Here is an 18042-nt window from a genome sequence, read left to right as displayed (position 1 = left end):
AGTTTAAGGTTTAAAGTTTTACAAATGGGACTTTAAACCTTAAACTTTAAACTTTTTTCTATCTAAATAAATTTTTATCAAAAACCATTTTTATAGCATCGGCCTGACGACGTTTTGCTCTGGTGTAACTTCCAGCCGCTGGAGCTGCGTAGGCTTTTAGTGAAGCCAATCTCCATTTTACTAAATCGAAATTCATCAACATGTAACTGTAAGCTCCCATGTTTTTTGGCTCTTCTTGTGCCCAAACATAATCATCAGCGTTTGGATATTTAGCAATAATCGCTTTTAATTGCTCAACAGGCAATGGGAATAATTGTTCGATTCTAACAACTGCTACATCTTTACGACCATTGTTTTCTCTTTCGGCAGTGATGTCGTAATAGAATTTTCCGGTACAGAAAACTAATGTTTTCACATCGGCTTTATTCACTGTTTCATCATCAAATGTTTCCTGGAAACTTCCTGTTGCAAATTCTTCAACAGAAGAAACTACTCTTGGATCACGCAACAAACTCTTTGGTGTAAACACAATAAGCGGTTTACGGAAAGTCGTTTTCATTTGTCTTCTTAACAAGTGAAAGAAGTTGGCTGGCGTTGTACAATCGGCAACATACATATTATGTCTGGCGCAAAGTTGTAAATAACGCTCCATTCTTGCAGAGGAATGCTCTGCTCCTTGTCCTTCATATCCGTGAGGCAATAATAAAACAATTCCGTTTTGGTTGTTCCATTTATCTTCTCCACAAGAGATGTATTGGTCAATCATAATTTGGGCTCCATTACTGAAATCTCCAAACTGTGCTTCCCAAATGGTTAATGTATTTGGGTTTGCCAAAGCATATCCATAATCAAATCCTAAAACACCGTATTCAGATAAAAGAGAATTGAAAATATTGAATTTTCCGGTTGCTCCTTCTAAATTACTCAACAAGGTTACTTCTTCTTCTGAATCTTCTACTTTTACAACAGCATGACGGTGAGAGAATGTCCCACGCTCCACATCTTGTCCGGAAATACGAACATCGTATCCTTCTTTCAGAAGCGAACCATACGCTAAATGTTCGGCCATAGCCCAATCCAGCTTATTCGTTTCGAAAAACATTGTTTTTCTGTCGTTGATCAGTTTTTGTATTTTGCTGATAAATTTTTTATCTGTCGGTAAGTTACAAATCACGTTTGCAACTTCAGTAAGTCCTTCTTTTGGGAAAGTAGTATCTACTTTTTTAAGCATTTCAACATCTGAAACTTGCTCAAAACCTTTCCATTCATTCTTCATAAATGGAGTGATAATAGTCAAATCTTTTTTACGCGATTCTTCTAAATTCACTTCCAAGTTTGACTTGTATTCTTGCTCTAATCCTTTTACAAAAGTACTGTCTATCAATCCTTCTGCAAGCAGTTTGTCCATGTAGATATCTCTTGGATTTTTGTGCTTTGCAATGATTTTGTATAATACCGGTTGGGTAAAACGAGGCTCATCACCTTCGTTATGTCCGTATTTTCTATATCCTAGTAAATCGATAAATACATCGCGACCAAATTGCATTCTGAAATCCAACGCAAATGACATCGCATGAACTACCGCTTCAGCATCATCTGCATTTACGTGTAATACTGGCGAAAGTGTTACTTTGGCAACATCCGTACAATACGTAGAAGAACGTGCATCAAGGTAATTAGTCGTAAAACCTACTTGATTATTGATTACAATATGGATTGTTCCTCCAGTTTTATAACCGTCAAGTTGTGCCATTTGTACAATCTCATACAAAATTCCCTGACCTGCAATTGCAGCATCACCGTGAACAGCGATTGGCAATACTTTAGAGAAATCGTTAGGGAAATATTTGTCTTGCTTTGCTCTTGTAATTCCTTCGATAACTGCACCAACAGTTTCAAGATGCGAAGGATTTGGAGCCAAATTGATATTGATTTTTTTTCCGGTGCTTGTAACTTTGTCAGCAGTAAGTCCTAAATGGTACTTTACATCTCCATCAAAGTATTCTTGATCGTAATCTTTACCATCAAATTCACCAAAAATATCTTGGGTTGATTTGCCAAAAATATTTGCCAAAACATTCAAACGACCACGGTGTGCCATTCCCATTACAAACTGCTCTACTCCTTTTTCGGCTGCTTTTTCAATTAAAGCATCCAAAGCCGGAATGATTGATTCTCCACCTTCAAGAGAAAAACGTTTTTGACCTACATATTTAGTATGCAAAAAGTTTTCAAAAGAAACAGCTTGGTTTAATTTATTCAGAATTGATTTCTTTTCGTCCAAAGAAAATTTAGGTTGATTGTCATTAACCCCCAATTTTTTCTGAATCCACTCCACCACTTCTGGATTACGGATGTACATGTACTCCACCCCAATATGCTGACAATATATAGTGTCAAGGTGAGTTATAATTTCTTGAAGCGTACACGGTTGTATATTGATAACCTTTGCTGCGTCAAAAACAGTATCTAAATCTGCTGCTGAAAGTCCGAAATTCGAAATTTCAAGTGTAGGTGATGAAGTCCTTCTTTCACGAACCGGATTTGTTTTGGTAAACAAATGCCCTCGAGAACGGTATCCATCTATTAATTTCAATACATTAAATTCCTTTTGAAGCTTATCTGATACTAAATTAATATCTGAATTATTAGCTGCAAAATTAGCGATTTGTTCAACCTTGTTCTCCTCGTTGTAAGTAGTCATCCCAAAATCGAAACCTTGAAAAAAACCTCTCCAACTTGGCTCAACGCTATCTGGATTCTCTAAATATTGATCGTATAATTGTGCGAAAAATTCGGTGTGTGCTGCGTTTAAAAATGAAAACCTATCCATAATATTTAGTGAATATACTTTTTTGTTAAAATAGTTTGGCAAAAGTACAATAATAGAATAAATTTATAATTTATTTTAAGATACTTTTACATTGAAAAATGTTAAAAAACTGAAAACTTATGACAAAGAATAGCTTTTTAGACGATTCCAAATCATTAATGGTGATTATTATCCTATTTTTTTCAAGTTGCCTGTTTGCACAACAAAACACATCCTCTACTAAAACCCAAAATGAGTTTTGGAGGAACGTACAATTTGGAGGTGGAATAGGTTTAGGCTTTGGTTCTGGCTATACGGACATTTCATTGGCGCCAAGTGCCATTTACAATTTCAATGATTATGTGGCTTTAGGTGTTGGCTTACAATATAAATATTTAAAACAAAGAGATTATTACGCTTCCCATTTGTATGGCGGCAGTGTTATAGGTCTTTTTAATCCAATACAAGAAATCCAACTTTCCGCTGAACTGGAACAATTAAGGGTTAATGTAAATCTGGATGGATCCAATAGTAATTCACAAGATTACTGGAATACGGGATTGTTTATTGGTGCAGGTTACCGATCCGGAAATGCAACAATTGGTGCCCGCTACAATGTTTTGACCGATAAGAATAATATTTACGGCAGTGCCTTTATGCCATTTATCAGAGTTTATTTTTAACATAAACGTACTCTGACCTGGATACGAATAATAACTAATACTTATTCCTGAACCAGACTTTTTGCCATTCTCTTTTTAGAATCAAAAAAGCGACTTGTTCTGCAAGAACTACTAAATCAGAACCGTCTAGTTTTTTTATTTCTTCCTCAGAAACATCAATTATGTAAAGTAAATTGAGATATTCAGCAAACTTGTATTGAATAAGGCGGTAGATTTTCTCATGCAATTGCAACTTCAATTCATTCGGAGAAATACTCAAAGGGAAATCAATTGCTTCATTAGCCAAATTAAAATCCTTATTCATTTGTTCTATTAATTTCAAATATAAGTTTTCGCCTTCTGCTTCAGTAAGTAGTAAATCGGTATTTTTTGGAACTATAAACATTTGATTTCAGATTGTTGATTAACGAATTTAGATTTTTGATTTTAAGAAACTGCTCAAAATGTTTGATTTTTTTGAATTATACTGATTTTTGAAATAAACCATTATTTATCCGAAGTAAAACTTCTGCAATCAAAAATCTAAACTTTTCTTCCCATTAAGTTTTCACCAAAAGCCTTCAACATTTCTTTTTTATCTACGCTGATATTCATTTTATCCAACGTTTGAAAAGCCTTAAACGTAAAATCCTGAATCGCATCTTGAGTTGCTTTTGAAGCACCTGAGCTATTAAAAAGTTCTTTTACCGTTTTGATCTTCTCCGTATTATCTTCTGGCTGAATGGAGAACAATCGCCTTAATTCTTCTGCTTCATTTGAAAAAGCAACTGCTTTAAGATATAAATACGTTTTTTTATTTTCTATAATATCTCCACCTACTTGTTTTCCAAAGGTTTCCGGATCACCAAAAGCGTCTAGAAAATCATCTTGTAATTGAAAAGCCAAACCTAAATTCAGTCCAAAATCATAAATTAAATTTGCGTTTTCTTCTGAAGTTTCTGCTATAATCGCTCCCATTTTCATGGCCGCAGCAACCAAAACGGCGGTTTTATATTGAATCATTTTCAGGTATTCAGGAATGGTAACGTCATTTCTTTCTTCAAAATCAACGTCCCACTGTTGACCTTCACAAACTTCAAGAGCGGTTTTGCTAAATAACTTCGCTAAATCCCGAAAAATAATAGGTTCATATTGTTCGAAATATTGGTACGCTAAAATCAGCATGGCGTCACCAGATAAGATTCCGGTGTTTAAATTCCATTTCTCGTGCACCGTTTCCTGTCCTCTTCGCAATGGCGCATCATCCATAATATCATCATGAACCAATGAGAAATTATGAAAAACTTCAACAGCCAAAGCTGCCGGTAACGCTTTTTTATAATCTGCATCAAAAACCTCTGCACTCATTAATGTAAGCACCGGACGCATTCTTTTCCCACCAAGATCTAATATATAATGTATGGGTTCGTATAGATTTCTCGGTTCTTTGGTTTCATATTGTGATTTCAAATAATCCGAAAGAAACTCTTGATACTGGTAAATAGAATGCATAAAATAATTTTTTGGCTAATTTACAGTATTCAATTTGCATTACAAACTCCCTTTTGTCATCAAATGTTAAATAAATCAAAATACATTGGAAACTATTTTAGTATTCAAAGTTTCCTTCTTACATTTGCCAACGAAAATTTAACGTTTTGAAATCTTTAGCGGTTTTAAAATAAATTCCAAATACAACGCAACGAATTATGAAAACAAAATGGACAGTTGACTCGAATCAATCAGATGTTCTGATAAAAATGAGACACTCAATAATTGCTTATCTGGCAGGTTCCATAAATAAATTCAACGGACATATTGATATTGAGGATAATCAAATAGAAGATGCTTCGATTGAATTCTCTTTGGATGTTAATAATAAAGATGCAAAACTAGAACAAATAGATACTCATCTGGGGTTGAATGACTTATTCGACATTAAGCAGTTTCCAATTATTAGTTTCAAGTCGACCTCATTCGAAAAAGTCAATAAAAACATCAATTTTTTGAAAGGAAATCTTACCATAAAAAACATCACAAAAGTAGTGGAGCTTGATGCTGAATTCATTGGATTCAATACGTATGATGGCGATCAAAAAGCTGCCTTTGAAATAACTGGTCATATTAATCGCAAAGACTTTGGTTTGAACTTTACTTCATTTAATCAAACTGGCGGTTTAGCTTTAGGACAAGACATTAAGTTCATGGCAAACTTAGAATTAACCGCTTAATAAGAAAGCAAATGTTAAATAAACATAAAATTTAAGGAAACTATTTTGGTTTTCAAAGTTTCCAAATTACATTTGCACCAAATTTAACAGTTTAAATAAATCACAACTGATTAAGAATAAAGAAAATGAAAGAGAAAATTATATCCAAAGCAAAAGAGATGTTTTTGAAACTTGGTTTCAAAAGTATTACTATGGATGATATTGCCGGTGAAATGTGCATTTCCAAGAAAACGATTTATAAATATTTTGCCAATAAAGAATTATTGATAGAGGAAAGTGTTCAAATCATTCACAAAGAAGTGCGCCAACTTATTGAGGAAGTAACTTCTAAAAACTACAATGCCATTGAAGAAAACTTTCAAATCAGACGCATGTTTGATGATATGTTTAAATCATCTGAAACATCACCTATTTATCAATTAAAAAAACATTACCCGGAAGTTTACAAAAACGCCTTAAAGTTTCAAGTTGATGAATGTGAATTTTGTTTTAGACAGAATATTGAAAAAGGAATTGCACAAGGTTTGTACAGAGAAAGCCTAAATATTGAATCTTATATAAAGTTTTACTATTACTTAATTTTCAGTATTAACGAGAACACACCTTCAGAAAGAGAAGCTTATAGCCTTGAATTTGATGCTTTAGAATACCACACAAGAGCAATGGCAACAGAAAAAGGAATTACCGAATTAGAAAAAAACTTACTTAATCCAATTACATAAACAATGAAAAAAATAATCACACTATTAACCCTAACATTTGCACTTGGCGCCAATGCACAAGAAGTCAAATCACTTACGCTAAAAGAAGCGATTAACTACGCTTTAGAAAATAAAGCGGAAGCCAAAAAAGCAAAACTACAAGTAGAAAATAGTGAGTACCAAATTCAGGAAGTGCGTTCACAAGCGTTACCTCAAATTTCTGCTAACGGTAATTTGACTTACAATCCTATAATACAAACAACCGTTATTGATGGTGCAGGATTTGGCGCACCGGGAACAACCATTCAGGCTGCTTTTGGTCAAAAATGGGTTTCAACAGCCGGTGTTTCTTTGACACAAGCTATATTCGACCAAACGGTTTTTACAGGTTTGAAAGCGGCAAAATCCACTAGAGAGTTTTACCAAATCAACGAACAATTAACTGAAGAGCAAGTAATTGAACGCGTGGCCAATAATTATTATCAGGTTTATGTTCAAAGACAAAAACTGACTGTTATTGACAGTATGTATAAAAATACCACTAAAGTAAAAGACATCATTAAAGGTCAATATGATAATGGTCTAGCCAAAAAAATTGATTTGGATCGAACTTTAGTAAGGATTTCAAACATCAATACGCAACGTCAACAAGTTTTGAATGCAGTTCAAATTCAAGAAAATGCATTGAAATTTTACATGGGAATGCCAATAGAAACTCAAATCGAGATTCCACAAACGGCATTTGAAGTGAGCCCACAATCATTGTCAGAAGTTCCAAATACGGCAAACAGAACAGAATATTTGCTTTTGAAAAAACAAGAACAACTTTTATTTTATCAAAAAAAGGCAGTTGAAGCTGGATATTACCCAACATTATCATTGAACGCAGGATACAATTATATTGGTCAGGGTCCAAAAATGCCTATTGGAGGAAAACCATCTGACGGCGTGTATTGGTCTGATTTCTCTTCAATTGGATTGAATTTAAAAGTGCCTATTTTTACTGGATTTAGTACTCGTTCCAAAGTAAGACAAGCCGATATTGATTTGAGAACCATAAAAGAAGATATCAACGATACAAAATTATCTCTTGATTTGGCTTTTGCCAATGCAAAAACGCAAATTGACAATAGCTTAACCACTATCAACAATCAAAGAGAAAATGCGCAATTAGCTAAAGAAGTTTTAGACAACACCAGAAACAATTATGTACAAGGATTAGCCTCTTTAACTGATTTACTGGATGCTGAAAACTCATTGACTGAAGCGCAAAACAACTATACATCTGCAATATTAGACTATAAACTGGCAGAAATACAATTAATCAAATCAAAAGGCGAATTAAAAACACTTATAAATAACTAACAAAAATGAAAAAAAATATAATAATCATAGTAGCAATTTTAGCAGCTTTAGGCGTTATCGCATATACTTTAACGAAAAACAAAGAAGAAAATGAAGCAAAAACTGCTATTGTTGCAGAGAAAAATGCCAGTGTTTCTGTAAAAGTTGCAACCGTAAAAATCGAAGAAGTCTCTCTTGATTTTTCTGCAAATGGAAATTTTGCTCCACTACAAGAATTGAGTTTTTCTGCTGAGAAACCAGGAAGAGTAGTTCGTGTTTTAGTTGAAGAAGGAGACAGAGTAAGAATAGGTCAAACTTTAGCAGTTGTAAGAAGCGAACAAATTTCGGCTGATTTACAAACTGCAGAAGCTTCGTATCAAAATGCATTGACGGATTACAGCCGTTTTGAAAATGCTTTTAAAACTGGTGGTGTGACGAAACAACAATTGGATCAGGCCAAATTGAATTTGGTAACTTCAAAATCAAGATTACAACAAGCAAAAGTTAATATTGGCGATACCAATATCAAAGCGACAATTAACGGAATCGTAAACAAAAAATACATTGAACCAGGATCAGTTCTTGGCGCTGCTACGCAAATGTTTGACATTGTAAATGTTTCAAAATTGAAATTAAAAGTAAACGTTAACGAAAATCAAGTAGCAGGTTTAAAAGTAGGCAATACGATTACCGTAAAAGCAAGTGTGTATCCTGATGCTACATTCTCTGGAAAAATTACCTTCATCGCGCCAAAAGCAGATGCAAGTTTGAACTTTCCGGTAGAAATAGAAATTGCTAATAACGCTTCAAATGATTTGAAAGCCGGAATGTACGGAACTGCTGAATTTGCTTCAAACCAACAAAAACAATCGTTGATGATTGTTCCTAGAAATGCTTTTGTAGGAAGTGTGAGCAGCAACGAAATATTTGTAATCGAAAATGGAACTGCTAAACTGAAAACGGTTACTGCAGGAAGAATCCTTGGTGATAAAGTAGAAATTTTAAACGGACTTTCTGATGGTGAAACTGTAATTGTTACAGGTCAAATCAACCTTCAAGACGGATCTAAAGTGGACGTTATAAAATAAGTCTTAAAGTCGATAGTCTTAAAGTCATAAAGAAACCGCTTAAAGCCTAAAGCTTAAAGCCTAAAGCAAAGAAAAAAATGAAATTAGCAGAAATATCCATAAAACGTCCCTCATTAGTTATCGTATTATTTACGATTCTAACATTAGGAGGACTGTTCAGTTACAGCCAATTGGGCTACGAATTGATTCCAAAATTCGAAACCAATGTAATTACTGTTGCTACTATTTATCCTGGAGCGTCTCCAAGTGAGGTAGAAAATACGGTAACTAAAAAAATTGAAGATGCGATTGCATCCTTAGAAAATATTAAAAAAATAGACTCGAAGTCATACGAAAGTTTGTCTACCGTGTCTATTACATTGACCTCTTCGGCTGATGTTAATATCTCTATGAACGATGCGCAACGTAAAATAAACGCTATTCTTAGTGATTTACCGGATGATGTTGAAACGCCTTCGTTGAGTAAATTTTCCTTAAGCGATTTACCAATTATGACTATTGGTGCCAACGGAAAAATGGATGAAGTTGCTTTTTACGACTTAATTGATAAAAAATTAGCACCCGTTATTTCTCGAGTAGAAGGTGTGGCGCAAGTAAATATTATTGGTGGACAAGAAAGAGAAATTCAAGTCAATCTTGATGCAGTAAAAATGCAAGGTTACGGACTTTCTGTTCCGCAAGTACAACAAAATATTTTATCTTCTAATTTGGATTTTCCAACAGGAAACATTCAAACTCGTGAGCAGAAAATATTAATTCGTTTGGCTGGAAAATATAAAAATGTTGACGAATTAAGAAACTTGGTTGTATCCTCTAAAAACGGAATTCAAGTTCGTTTAAGTGATATTGCTGATGTTCAAGATACTCAAAAAATCACTGAAAAAGTAGCGCGTGTCAATCAAAAAAGTGCTATTATTTTACAAATTATTAAACAATCGGATGCCAATGCGGTTGCGGTAAGTGAAGAATTAGTTAAAACAATTGCTAAACTGGAAACCGATTATAAAGCGAATGGTTTAAAATTAGAAATTGCAAAAGACAGTACCATTTTTACGCTAGAAGCTGCTGATGCTGTTGTACATGATTTACTTATTGCAGTACTTTTAGTTGCACTTGTAATGTTGTTTTTCTTGCACAGTATTAGAAACTCGTTGATTGTAATGGTCTCTATTCCTGCTTCATTAATTGCTACTTTCATCGGAATTTATTTGATGGGATATACTTTAAACTTAATGAGTTTATTAGGTCTGTCTCTTGTTGTAGGTATTCTTGTGGATGATGCCATTGTGGTTCTGGAGAATATTTACAGGCACATGGAAATGGGTAAAAACAAGGTTCGTGCAGCCTATGATGGAACTGCGGAAATTGGTGGTACCGTTGTATCGATTACTTTAGTAATTGTGGTGGTATTTTTACCAATTGCAATGAGTACCGGATTGGTTTCTAACATTATTACGCAATTCTGTGTAACGGTAATTATTTCAACATTGTTGTCTTTAGTAGCTTCATTTACAATTATTCCATGGTTGTCTTCACGATATGGAAAATTAGAACACATTGAAGGTAAAAACCTTTTTGGAAAAATCATCCTTGGATTTGAAAGCTATTTAACACGCTTTACAAATTGGGTTTCAGGATTATTAGAATGGTGTTTGGATCATTATTTTAAAACACTGGCTATCGTTTTAGTAATCTTTTTTGGTTCTATGATTAGTTTATTTGGTGGTGGATTTATTGGTGGAGAATTCTTTGCAGCGTCTGATAGTGGTGAGTTTTTAGTTCAAATAGAAATGCCAAAAGATGCTTCATTAGAGCAAACCAATTTCATGACGCAAAAAGCAGAAGCATTTTTGAAGAACGAAGAGTATGTTTTTAGTCAAATTACAACGATTGGTCAAACCAGTGAAGGTCTTGGTGCTTCGCAAGCAACTGCTTACAAGTCTGAGATAAACGTTAAAATGGTTGGATTAGACAAACGTGATGAACCTGCAAATGTATATGCTGCAAAAACAAAACGTAAATTAGAAAAAATATTAGTTGGAGCAAAAGTTAAAACGGTTCCAGTTGGTATTTTAGGAACTGCAGAAGATGCGACTTTAGGATTAATTGTAACTGGTCCAAATGTAGAAAGCGCCATGCAATTTGCAAAAGCAGCCGAAAAAGAATTACGTACCATTCCAGGAGCAACAGAAATCGAATTATCAGTAGAAGATGGAAATCCGGAAGTGAACGTAAAAGTGGATAGAGATAAAATGGCAGCTCTGGGATTGAGTTTGCAAACAGTAGGTATTACCATGCAAACTGCTTTTAGTGGAAATACTGATGGTAGATTTAGAGCTGGTGAATACGAATACGACATCAATATTAAGTACAATGCATTCGACAGAAAAAGTATTGCCGATGTAAGTAACTTGATCTTCATTAATGATATGGGGCAGCAAATAAAACTGAATCAATTTGCAACCGTAACCGAAGGTTCTGGACCAAGTGAATTAGAACGAAGAGACAAATCGGCATCGGTAACTGTAAAAGGTCAGAATGTGGGTGTAGCTTCAGGAACAATTGTATCACAATGGCAAGAAAAAATTGAAAAATTGAAAAAACCAACAGGTGTAAATTACATTTGGGGTGGTGATCAGGAAAACCAAAGTGAAGGTTTTGGTACATTAGGAATTGCATTATTAGCTGCGATTATCTTGGTTTACCTGGTAATGGTTTCATTATACGATAGTTTTGCACATCCATTTGTAGTATTGTTTGCGATTCCGCTTTCCTTTATTGGAGCAATGTTGGCTTTGGCTTTAACCAATAATACACTGAATATATTTACTATTTTAGGTATCATCATGCTTATTGGTCTAGTTTGTAAAAACGCGATTATGCTTGTAGATTATACCAACCAAAGGCGTAAAGCTGGTGAAACGGTTAGGACAGCATTAATCCAAGCGAATCATGCGCGTCTTCGTCCAATTTTGATGACAACTATCGCGATGGTGTTTGGTATGTTCCCAATTGCATTAGCCTCTGGAGCTGGAGCTGAATGGAAAAACGGTTTGGCTTGGGTAATTATTGGGGGATTAATTTCCTCATTATTCTTAACCTTGGTCGTAGTTCCTGTAATTTACCAAATTATGGAAAAAGCCATCAATAGACTTTCTAAAGGAGAAAAAGTTGATTATGAAGCTGAAATGGTTGCTGATTATGTGCACACTGAATTAAGCGAAGACGGATTTAATCCGAAACATACCGTATAAAACGTAATTGTTTTTAAAACAGAAAACCTGTTCATTTATTTGAACAGGTTTTTTTTATGGTTAAAAATTCCATTTTAATAATGGTAACGACTCGCTTTTTATACCTTTTTAATCACATAGGTCACAATTCCCCAAATGATTAATTGGTTTTCTTCGGTGACTTTTATCGGAGAATAACTTGGATTTTCTGGCATCAGATACAAACAGTCTTTCTCGAGTTGCATGCGTTTTACAGTAAATTCTCCATCGATAAAACAAATTGCAATTTTATTGTTCTGCGGTTCTAAACTTCTATCCACAACAAGAACATCCTTGTCATTGATTCCGGCATCAATCATGGAATTTCCTTTGACTTTGATGTAAAAAGTCGCCAACGGATTTTCACTCAATTCCTTGTTCAAATCAATATTCGTTTCCATAAAATCAGCCGCTGGCGATGGAAATCCAGCCGAAACACCTTCGTTTATGAAAGGAATTCGCAATTCACTTTCAAAATCAGGCAGAAAAAAATTTAATTTTTGCTCTTTGTTTATTGACATTTTATTTCGAGAATATCTTTAAAATTAGTGGTGTATCTGGGTGACAAATGATTCTGATTCATGTTCCAGGTCAAACTTAAATTTTGCGTAGCCAGCTTTACTTTTTTATCTCCAATCTTGTTATTGAGGCCATCCATCACTTTCATCAGCACCAAATGTTTTGGGTTTTCCTCGTCAAACAACTGCAACTGTTTCTTGTCCTGATCAATCAATTCGGTAACGATGACGCCCGCTTTCTTGAATTTTATAGTTTCATTTCCTTTGTGCAGTTTTTTCAAGATATCAATTGCTGCATTGGAAATCGTCAGTGTAGAATTTGATGCATAAGGCAACGTAATCGCCATGTTAAAATAATATTTCGAGGTTTCCACCGTATGTTTATCAACTACTAACATTACGATAATAGTATGACAGCAGGAGTTTTGCTTCCGCAATTTCTCTGCACAAACCGCAGCAAAAGTGGCAACACGTTCGCGCAGCAAATCAAAATCAGCAATTTGTTTTGGGAAACTTCTGGTGGTTGCAATACTTTTCTTTTGATCAACAATGGGTTCTAAATCCAAAACGGATTTACCCTCGAGTTCGTATTTTAAACGCAGTCCTGTTACGCCCATTTCTTTCCTGATCCAAGCTTCGTGTTGTGGTGCTGTAAAATCTAGAGCAGTCACAATATTTTTGGCTTTCATCTTTTTATTCATCCGATAACCAATGCCCCAAACATCTTCAATTTTTGTCCATTTCAAGGCTTTAATGCGCTTTTCTTCCGTGTCAATAACATAAACACCTTGCGTTCTGCCTTGGAATTTCTTGGCAATTTTATTGGCTACTTTTGACAATGCTTTTGTGGGTGCAAAACCAATGCAAACGGGAATTCCTACCCATTTTTGCACGCGGGTTTTCATTTGGATTCCATAATCATGATAATCGGAAATAGTCAAACCATCAAAATTCAGGAAGGCTTCGTCGATGCTGTAAATTTCTAGATTAGGTGTAAATTGGCCTAAAATTGCCATCACCCGATTACTCAAATCTCCATAAAGCGGATAATTCGAAGAAAACACTTTTACATTTTTCTCTTTTACCAATTCCCTAATCTTGAATATTGGCGCACCCATAGGAACCCCAACATCCTTTGCTTCATTGCTTCTGGAAATCACACAGCCGTCATTATTTGACAATATTGCAACGGGTTTCCCAACGAATTCCGGTTGAAAAACACGTTCGCAGGAAGCATAAAAATTATTACAATCGACTAAAGCATACATGTTACAAAATTACTCAATATCCATTGATGCGAGTTCGTAACAAAAGTTAATTTTAAGTAATGTTGATAAGTAGTTTTATATAAAAATATTTTTAAAAATGAGGTGATTTCTCTTTTCTTGAGATTATTTCTTCGTCAAAAGCACAAGAGAACGTATCGGGTCCAACAAGAATTGTATTAAAAAAATCTTAATATTCGCTTCTGAATAAAATTATTTTATATTTTTTTACAAACAACAACATACTGATTTTAAGTATTTTAAAAACAAAAAATCAATTCTTAATCTAAAAATACAAAACCACGATTCAAATCTTTGGCACGCTACTTGGATATACCTAATCAAATAAGTAAAAAAAGCGAAAGCCGAAAAGCTCAAGAGTAGGCAAAATTTAAAATATAATTATCATGAAAAAAATTACCCTTTTAGTAGCTAGTATCTTCGTATTTGGAGGTAGTGTAGCAAACGCAGCAGAGAAAATCGATTTCTCTGTAGAAAGAAGATCTCCTGTAGATTTTAGAGACGCCGACCCAATTGTGTTCACAGAAAGAGGAATTGAGTTCTTCATATTCGCTGACGGACAATTTGATTTTAATACACGCCCTTCAACCGGTTCAACTGGCGGTATGTATTATAAAGCAAGCAAAAAAGGTGGCATGAATAAAACGTATGGTGCACCAGCAAATGTTCGCAACGGAAATTATGGTGTAAAAGTAGAACACGACAACATGGGCAGAGTAAGACGTATTGGAAACGTGATGATCAACTATGACTCAAATGATAGAGTTAAACGAGTGGGTTCAGTTTACATGACATACAACCGTTATGCTTTGGAACGAGTGGGTGGTTTAGAAATTATCTACAACCGTCGTGGTCAAATTGTTGATATTGTTGGAGCCGTAAAAGGTGGTAGAGGTTATGAATATAGCCAAAACAACAACGGAAGCAACGATTATGGCAACAGCCAAAACTCGAATGATGATGACTACTACTATTACAGAACAAATGGTACAAAAGCCAAAATCGAGGATACTAGAGTATCAGGAAGTGTAGCCATCAGAATAGACAGAAGATAGTTAGTTAGTTATATAAATGGTTTGTTTGAAATTCCTGCTGGTAGTTGTATCAGCGGGAATTTTTTTTAATGCGTAATCTTACTTGATTTTATTAAATAAAAATGCCCACAAAAAGTAGAACCTTTTTGTGGGCATTTTTTTAATTTGACTGAAATGTATTAGATAGATGTAACGATGAATTCGCTACGTCTATTTGCTTGATGTTCTTCCTCAGTACATGGAACATTGTCACCACATTTATTTATTAAACGAGATTCACCATATCCTTTAGCGGTCAATCGATCTGTAGTAATTCCATTGGCAATTAACCACGCCTTTGTAGCTTGTGCTCGTCTATCAGATAAAGATTCATTATATTTATCAGTTTGTCTGCTGTCAGTATGCGAACGAATATCTATTTTCATGGTTGGATATTCTTTCAATACTATTAGAATTTTTTCTAATTCAAATGCAGCATCTTTTCTAATAACAGACTTATTTACATCAAAATAAAGCCTTGGTATGTTGAGCATTTTTGCTAAATCTGTACCAACCAAAATTGGTTTTTTAATCTTTTGCAAACTCACTGGATGCCTTGTTTCTCCTGAAGTTTCAGCTATAGTCAGTGGTCCTTCTTTTGTTTCATAATCCTGATTCTGAACTCTCACATAATACATTTTTTCACATACTACATCAAAAGCATATGAACCATCTGCATTTGTAGTTATCTCTTTAATCAAATTAAATTTCTCGTCAAACAAGCTAACTTTTGAATTTGAAAGCACTGCTCCAGAATCCTGATCCGTAATTACACCCTTCAATATTTGTACACAAATAGGTTTAGGCAACTCTGTAAATTTATAGATATCATCAGACCCCTTACCTCCATCTCTATTAGAAGTGAAGAAACCTTTGTGATTTTTACTGTCAATTAAAAATGAAAAATCATCTTTAGAGCTATTGATTGGAGCTCCGATATTTTTAATTGTTTTCGTTCCGTTGTTGACCGCTAGATTTACAACAAAAATATCTAAACCGCCTAAACCCGGATGACCATCACTAGCAAAATATAATTTATTCTCCTGTGAAATAAAAGGAAATGTTTCTCTCGCTTCAGTATTTATTGGAAAACCTAAATTTTGCGGTTTACCAAAGGTTCCATCTGCATTAATAGTCACGGTAAACAGATCCGACAATCCATTTGTTCCGGGCATATCAGAAGCAAAATATAAGGTTTTCTCATCAAGGCTCAAAGTTGGGTGGGCTACACTATACTCATTACTGTTAAAAGGAAGTTCTTGTACGTTTACCCATTTTTCGTCTACTTTAGTTGCTTTATAAAGTTTTAGTAACGTAACTTTTCGGGAATCTTTTTGTTTTTTACCGTCTAAATAATTATTTCTGGTAAAATACATCGTGTTACCATCTTTTGTAAAAACAGGAGTAGATTCATGAAATTTAGTATTAATACTGCTACTAAACAACTCCGGTTTACCCATGTCAGTATCTGATTTTATTTCAGACAAATATAAATTGGTAAAGGATTCGTTATTCCACATGAATACATTTTTGGACACACCTCCAATATCTCTGGCAGAAGTAAAAATAAGATTCTTATCATAAAAAGAACTTCCGTAATCTGAATATTCCGAATTTACACCTGCATCTGCTATTTCGTATCGCCCAGAATTTGTTTTAATATCTTCTAAATAATTTCTTTGATTTGCAAAAAGTTTTCCTCTTTCATCATTGGCAGATTTAGCAATGAATTTTTCAAGCATTTTATCCGCTTTGGTATAATTCCCTATTGCTTTTAATGATTGTGAATATCTGTAATAATATTCTGTTTCTTGTACTTCATTCATACTAAAAAGTTCCGTGTACCATTTTTCTGCTTTAACTAAATCAGCAATAAAATAATAGGAGTCGCCTAGTTTTTGAAACATTTTTTCATCTTTATAACCTTTATCTGCTACTTTCTCATAAGTATCGATAGCATCTATAAAAGAGTAATCATCAAATTTTTTATCGGCATTGACGACACTCTTATTCTGGCCAAATCCATGTAAGGTAAACAACAAAAGGATTGCACAATAACTGAAATATTTAGAGCTTAGTTTCATATCACTATCTTGAATTTAGAAGAATCTTGGAGATGTAATTTTATTGTATTTTTTAAACAATTCAAATCGCAAAAAAATCTCATGGGATCCTGAATTATAGTTTGCTAATCGTGTAGTTTCTAAATCATATCCATAACCTATGAACCATGAATCAGTTGCTTGAAATCCTACTAATGCACTTACAGCGGCACTCCATCTGTATGCAGCACCAAGAGTGAATTTTTCATTAAACAGGAAATTTGCTGATATATCAACTTGTAATGGAGCACCTTGAACTAATTTAGTCATCAGGGCAGGTTTAAACTTTAAATTGTAATTCAAATCAAATACATGTCCCGCAGTTAAATAGTAATTGATTCTTTCCTTAGCAATATATGAATTTGCACCTGTTCCTGCGTACTTGTCAAAATGTTTGGTTTCTAATAAATTGGGAGCAGATAAACCAATGTATGTTTTGTCAGAATACCAATAAAGACCAACACCAATGTTTGGTGAAAATTTATCATCGACATTATTTTCAAAGCTATAATCATTTGCATCATATTGATTTAATTTATCAAAATTTATATTCAATAAATTAGCTGATGCTTTAATCCCAAAAGACAGCTTGAACTCTTCAGATGTATTAATACTATACGAGAAATCAACCGCTAAATTGCTCTCATCAGATGGTCCTATTTTATCATTAATAATAGAAACTCCAATACCCATATTAGTGTTTTTCAGAGGAGTATTGATTGATGCAGTATTGGTTACTGGCGCACCATCTAAACCAACCCATTGTGTACGGTGTAAAGCAAAAATATTCATCGACTGCCGTGATCCTGCATAAGCAGGATTCACGTTAATCGTATTGTACATATACTGTGTAAACTGGGCGTCTTGCTGTGCTCTAATAGTACCAGACAGCAACAGTAGAATTAATATTAATTTTGTTTTCATATTCTTCTATTTAAAACTAAGGAGATTTT

At 34.2% G+C, this 18042-nt stretch carries 14 protein-coding genes; 7 read left to right on the top strand and 7 right to left on the bottom strand.

Annotation, left to right across the window (positions count from 1 at the left end; translation table 11 throughout):
* Positions 1-58: 58 nt before the first annotated feature.
* Complete coding sequence (locus C8C87_RS00520) at positions 59-2833, bottom strand: 2-oxoglutarate dehydrogenase E1 component (RefSeq protein WP_121340758.1); 2775 nt, start codon at positions 2831-2833, stop codon at positions 59-61.
* A 119-nt stretch (positions 2834-2952) separates the two neighbouring features.
* On the opposite strand from C8C87_RS00520, the gene C8C87_RS00515 reads away from it, so the two are divergent.
* Positions 2953-3495 carry a hypothetical protein gene (locus tag C8C87_RS00515; protein ID WP_233549981.1) on the top strand — a complete coding sequence of 181 codons (543 nt, stop codon included), beginning with the start codon at positions 2953-2955 and terminating at the stop codon, positions 3493-3495.
* A gap of 34 nt (positions 3496-3529) precedes the next feature.
* Here the strand turns inward: C8C87_RS00515 and C8C87_RS00510 are convergent, their stop codons facing one another.
* Positions 3530-3880: a hypothetical protein gene (locus tag C8C87_RS00510; RefSeq protein ID WP_121340757.1), complete on the bottom strand. Its 351-nt coding sequence runs from the start codon at positions 3878-3880 to the stop codon at positions 3530-3532.
* A 137-nt stretch (positions 3881-4017) separates the two neighbouring features.
* Positions 4018-4986 (bottom strand): polyprenyl synthetase family protein, encoded by a 969-nt coding sequence (locus C8C87_RS00505; protein ID WP_121340756.1) that lies wholly within the window; start codon positions 4984-4986, stop codon positions 4018-4020.
* A 197-nt stretch (positions 4987-5183) separates the two neighbouring features.
* Here C8C87_RS00505 and C8C87_RS00500 point away from each other — a divergent pair, with 197 nt between their 5' ends.
* From C8C87_RS00500 to C8C87_RS00480, 5 genes are all read left to right on the top strand, one after another.
* The gene (locus tag C8C87_RS00500; RefSeq protein ID WP_121340755.1) at positions 5184-5705 is read left to right on the top strand and encodes a YceI family protein; all 522 of its coding nucleotides are present in this window, start codon (positions 5184-5186) and stop codon (positions 5703-5705) included.
* Between the two features lie 125 nt (positions 5706-5830).
* Entirely contained in the window at positions 5831-6427 is a 597-nt protein-coding gene (locus tag C8C87_RS00495) for a TetR/AcrR family transcriptional regulator (RefSeq protein WP_099713763.1), read from the top strand.
* A gap of 3 nt (positions 6428-6430) precedes the next feature.
* Positions 6431-7771: a TolC family protein gene (locus C8C87_RS00490; protein ID WP_099713764.1), complete on the top strand. Its 1341-nt coding sequence runs from the start codon at positions 6431-6433 to the stop codon at positions 7769-7771.
* 5 nt (positions 7772-7776) lie between these two features.
* On the top strand, positions 7777-8838 hold the full coding sequence (locus tag C8C87_RS00485) for an efflux RND transporter periplasmic adaptor subunit (RefSeq protein ID WP_099713765.1): 1062 nt from the start codon (positions 7777-7779) through the stop codon (positions 8836-8838).
* Between the two features lie 77 nt (positions 8839-8915).
* Positions 8916-12092: an efflux RND transporter permease subunit gene (locus tag C8C87_RS00480; RefSeq protein ID WP_121340754.1), complete on the top strand. Its 3177-nt coding sequence runs from the start codon at positions 8916-8918 to the stop codon at positions 12090-12092.
* A 98-nt stretch (positions 12093-12190) separates the two neighbouring features.
* Here the strand turns inward: C8C87_RS00480 and C8C87_RS00475 are convergent, their stop codons facing one another.
* Entirely contained in the window at positions 12191-12631 is a 441-nt protein-coding gene (locus C8C87_RS00475) for a LexA family transcriptional regulator (protein ID WP_099713767.1), read from the bottom strand.
* On the bottom strand, positions 12622-13896 hold the full coding sequence (locus C8C87_RS00470; RefSeq protein WP_121340753.1) for a Y-family DNA polymerase: 1275 nt from the start codon (positions 13894-13896) through the stop codon (positions 12622-12624). Before C8C87_RS00470 ends, C8C87_RS00475 begins: the two co-directional genes overlap by 10 nt.
* Before the next feature lie 404 nt (positions 13897-14300).
* Here C8C87_RS00470 and C8C87_RS00465 point away from each other — a divergent pair, with 404 nt between their 5' ends.
* Positions 14301-14969 carry a hypothetical protein gene (locus C8C87_RS00465; RefSeq protein WP_121340752.1) on the top strand — a complete coding sequence of 223 codons (669 nt, stop codon included), beginning with the start codon at positions 14301-14303 and terminating at the stop codon, positions 14967-14969.
* A 158-nt stretch (positions 14970-15127) separates the two neighbouring features.
* Here C8C87_RS00465 and C8C87_RS00460 read toward each other — a convergent pair whose 3' ends face one another.
* Both C8C87_RS00460 and C8C87_RS00455 read right to left on the bottom strand, forming a co-directional pair.
* On the bottom strand, positions 15128-17071 hold the full coding sequence (locus tag C8C87_RS00460) for an OmpA family protein (protein ID WP_121340751.1): 1944 nt from the start codon (positions 17069-17071) through the stop codon (positions 15128-15130).
* 15 nt (positions 17072-17086) lie between these two features.
* A complete protein-coding gene (locus C8C87_RS00455; RefSeq protein WP_121340750.1) occupies positions 17087-18013 on the bottom strand; it encodes a type IX secretion system membrane protein PorP/SprF in 927 nt (308 codons plus the stop codon).
* Positions 18014-18042 lie beyond the last annotated feature (29 nt).

The organism is Flavobacterium sp. 120 (assembly GCF_003633605.1).
Classification (GTDB): Bacteria; Bacteroidota; Bacteroidia; order Flavobacteriales; family Flavobacteriaceae; genus Flavobacterium; species Flavobacterium algoritolerans.
Note: the sequence above shows the minus strand (reverse complement) of the source record. Positions and strands in the feature narration are given on the sequence as shown.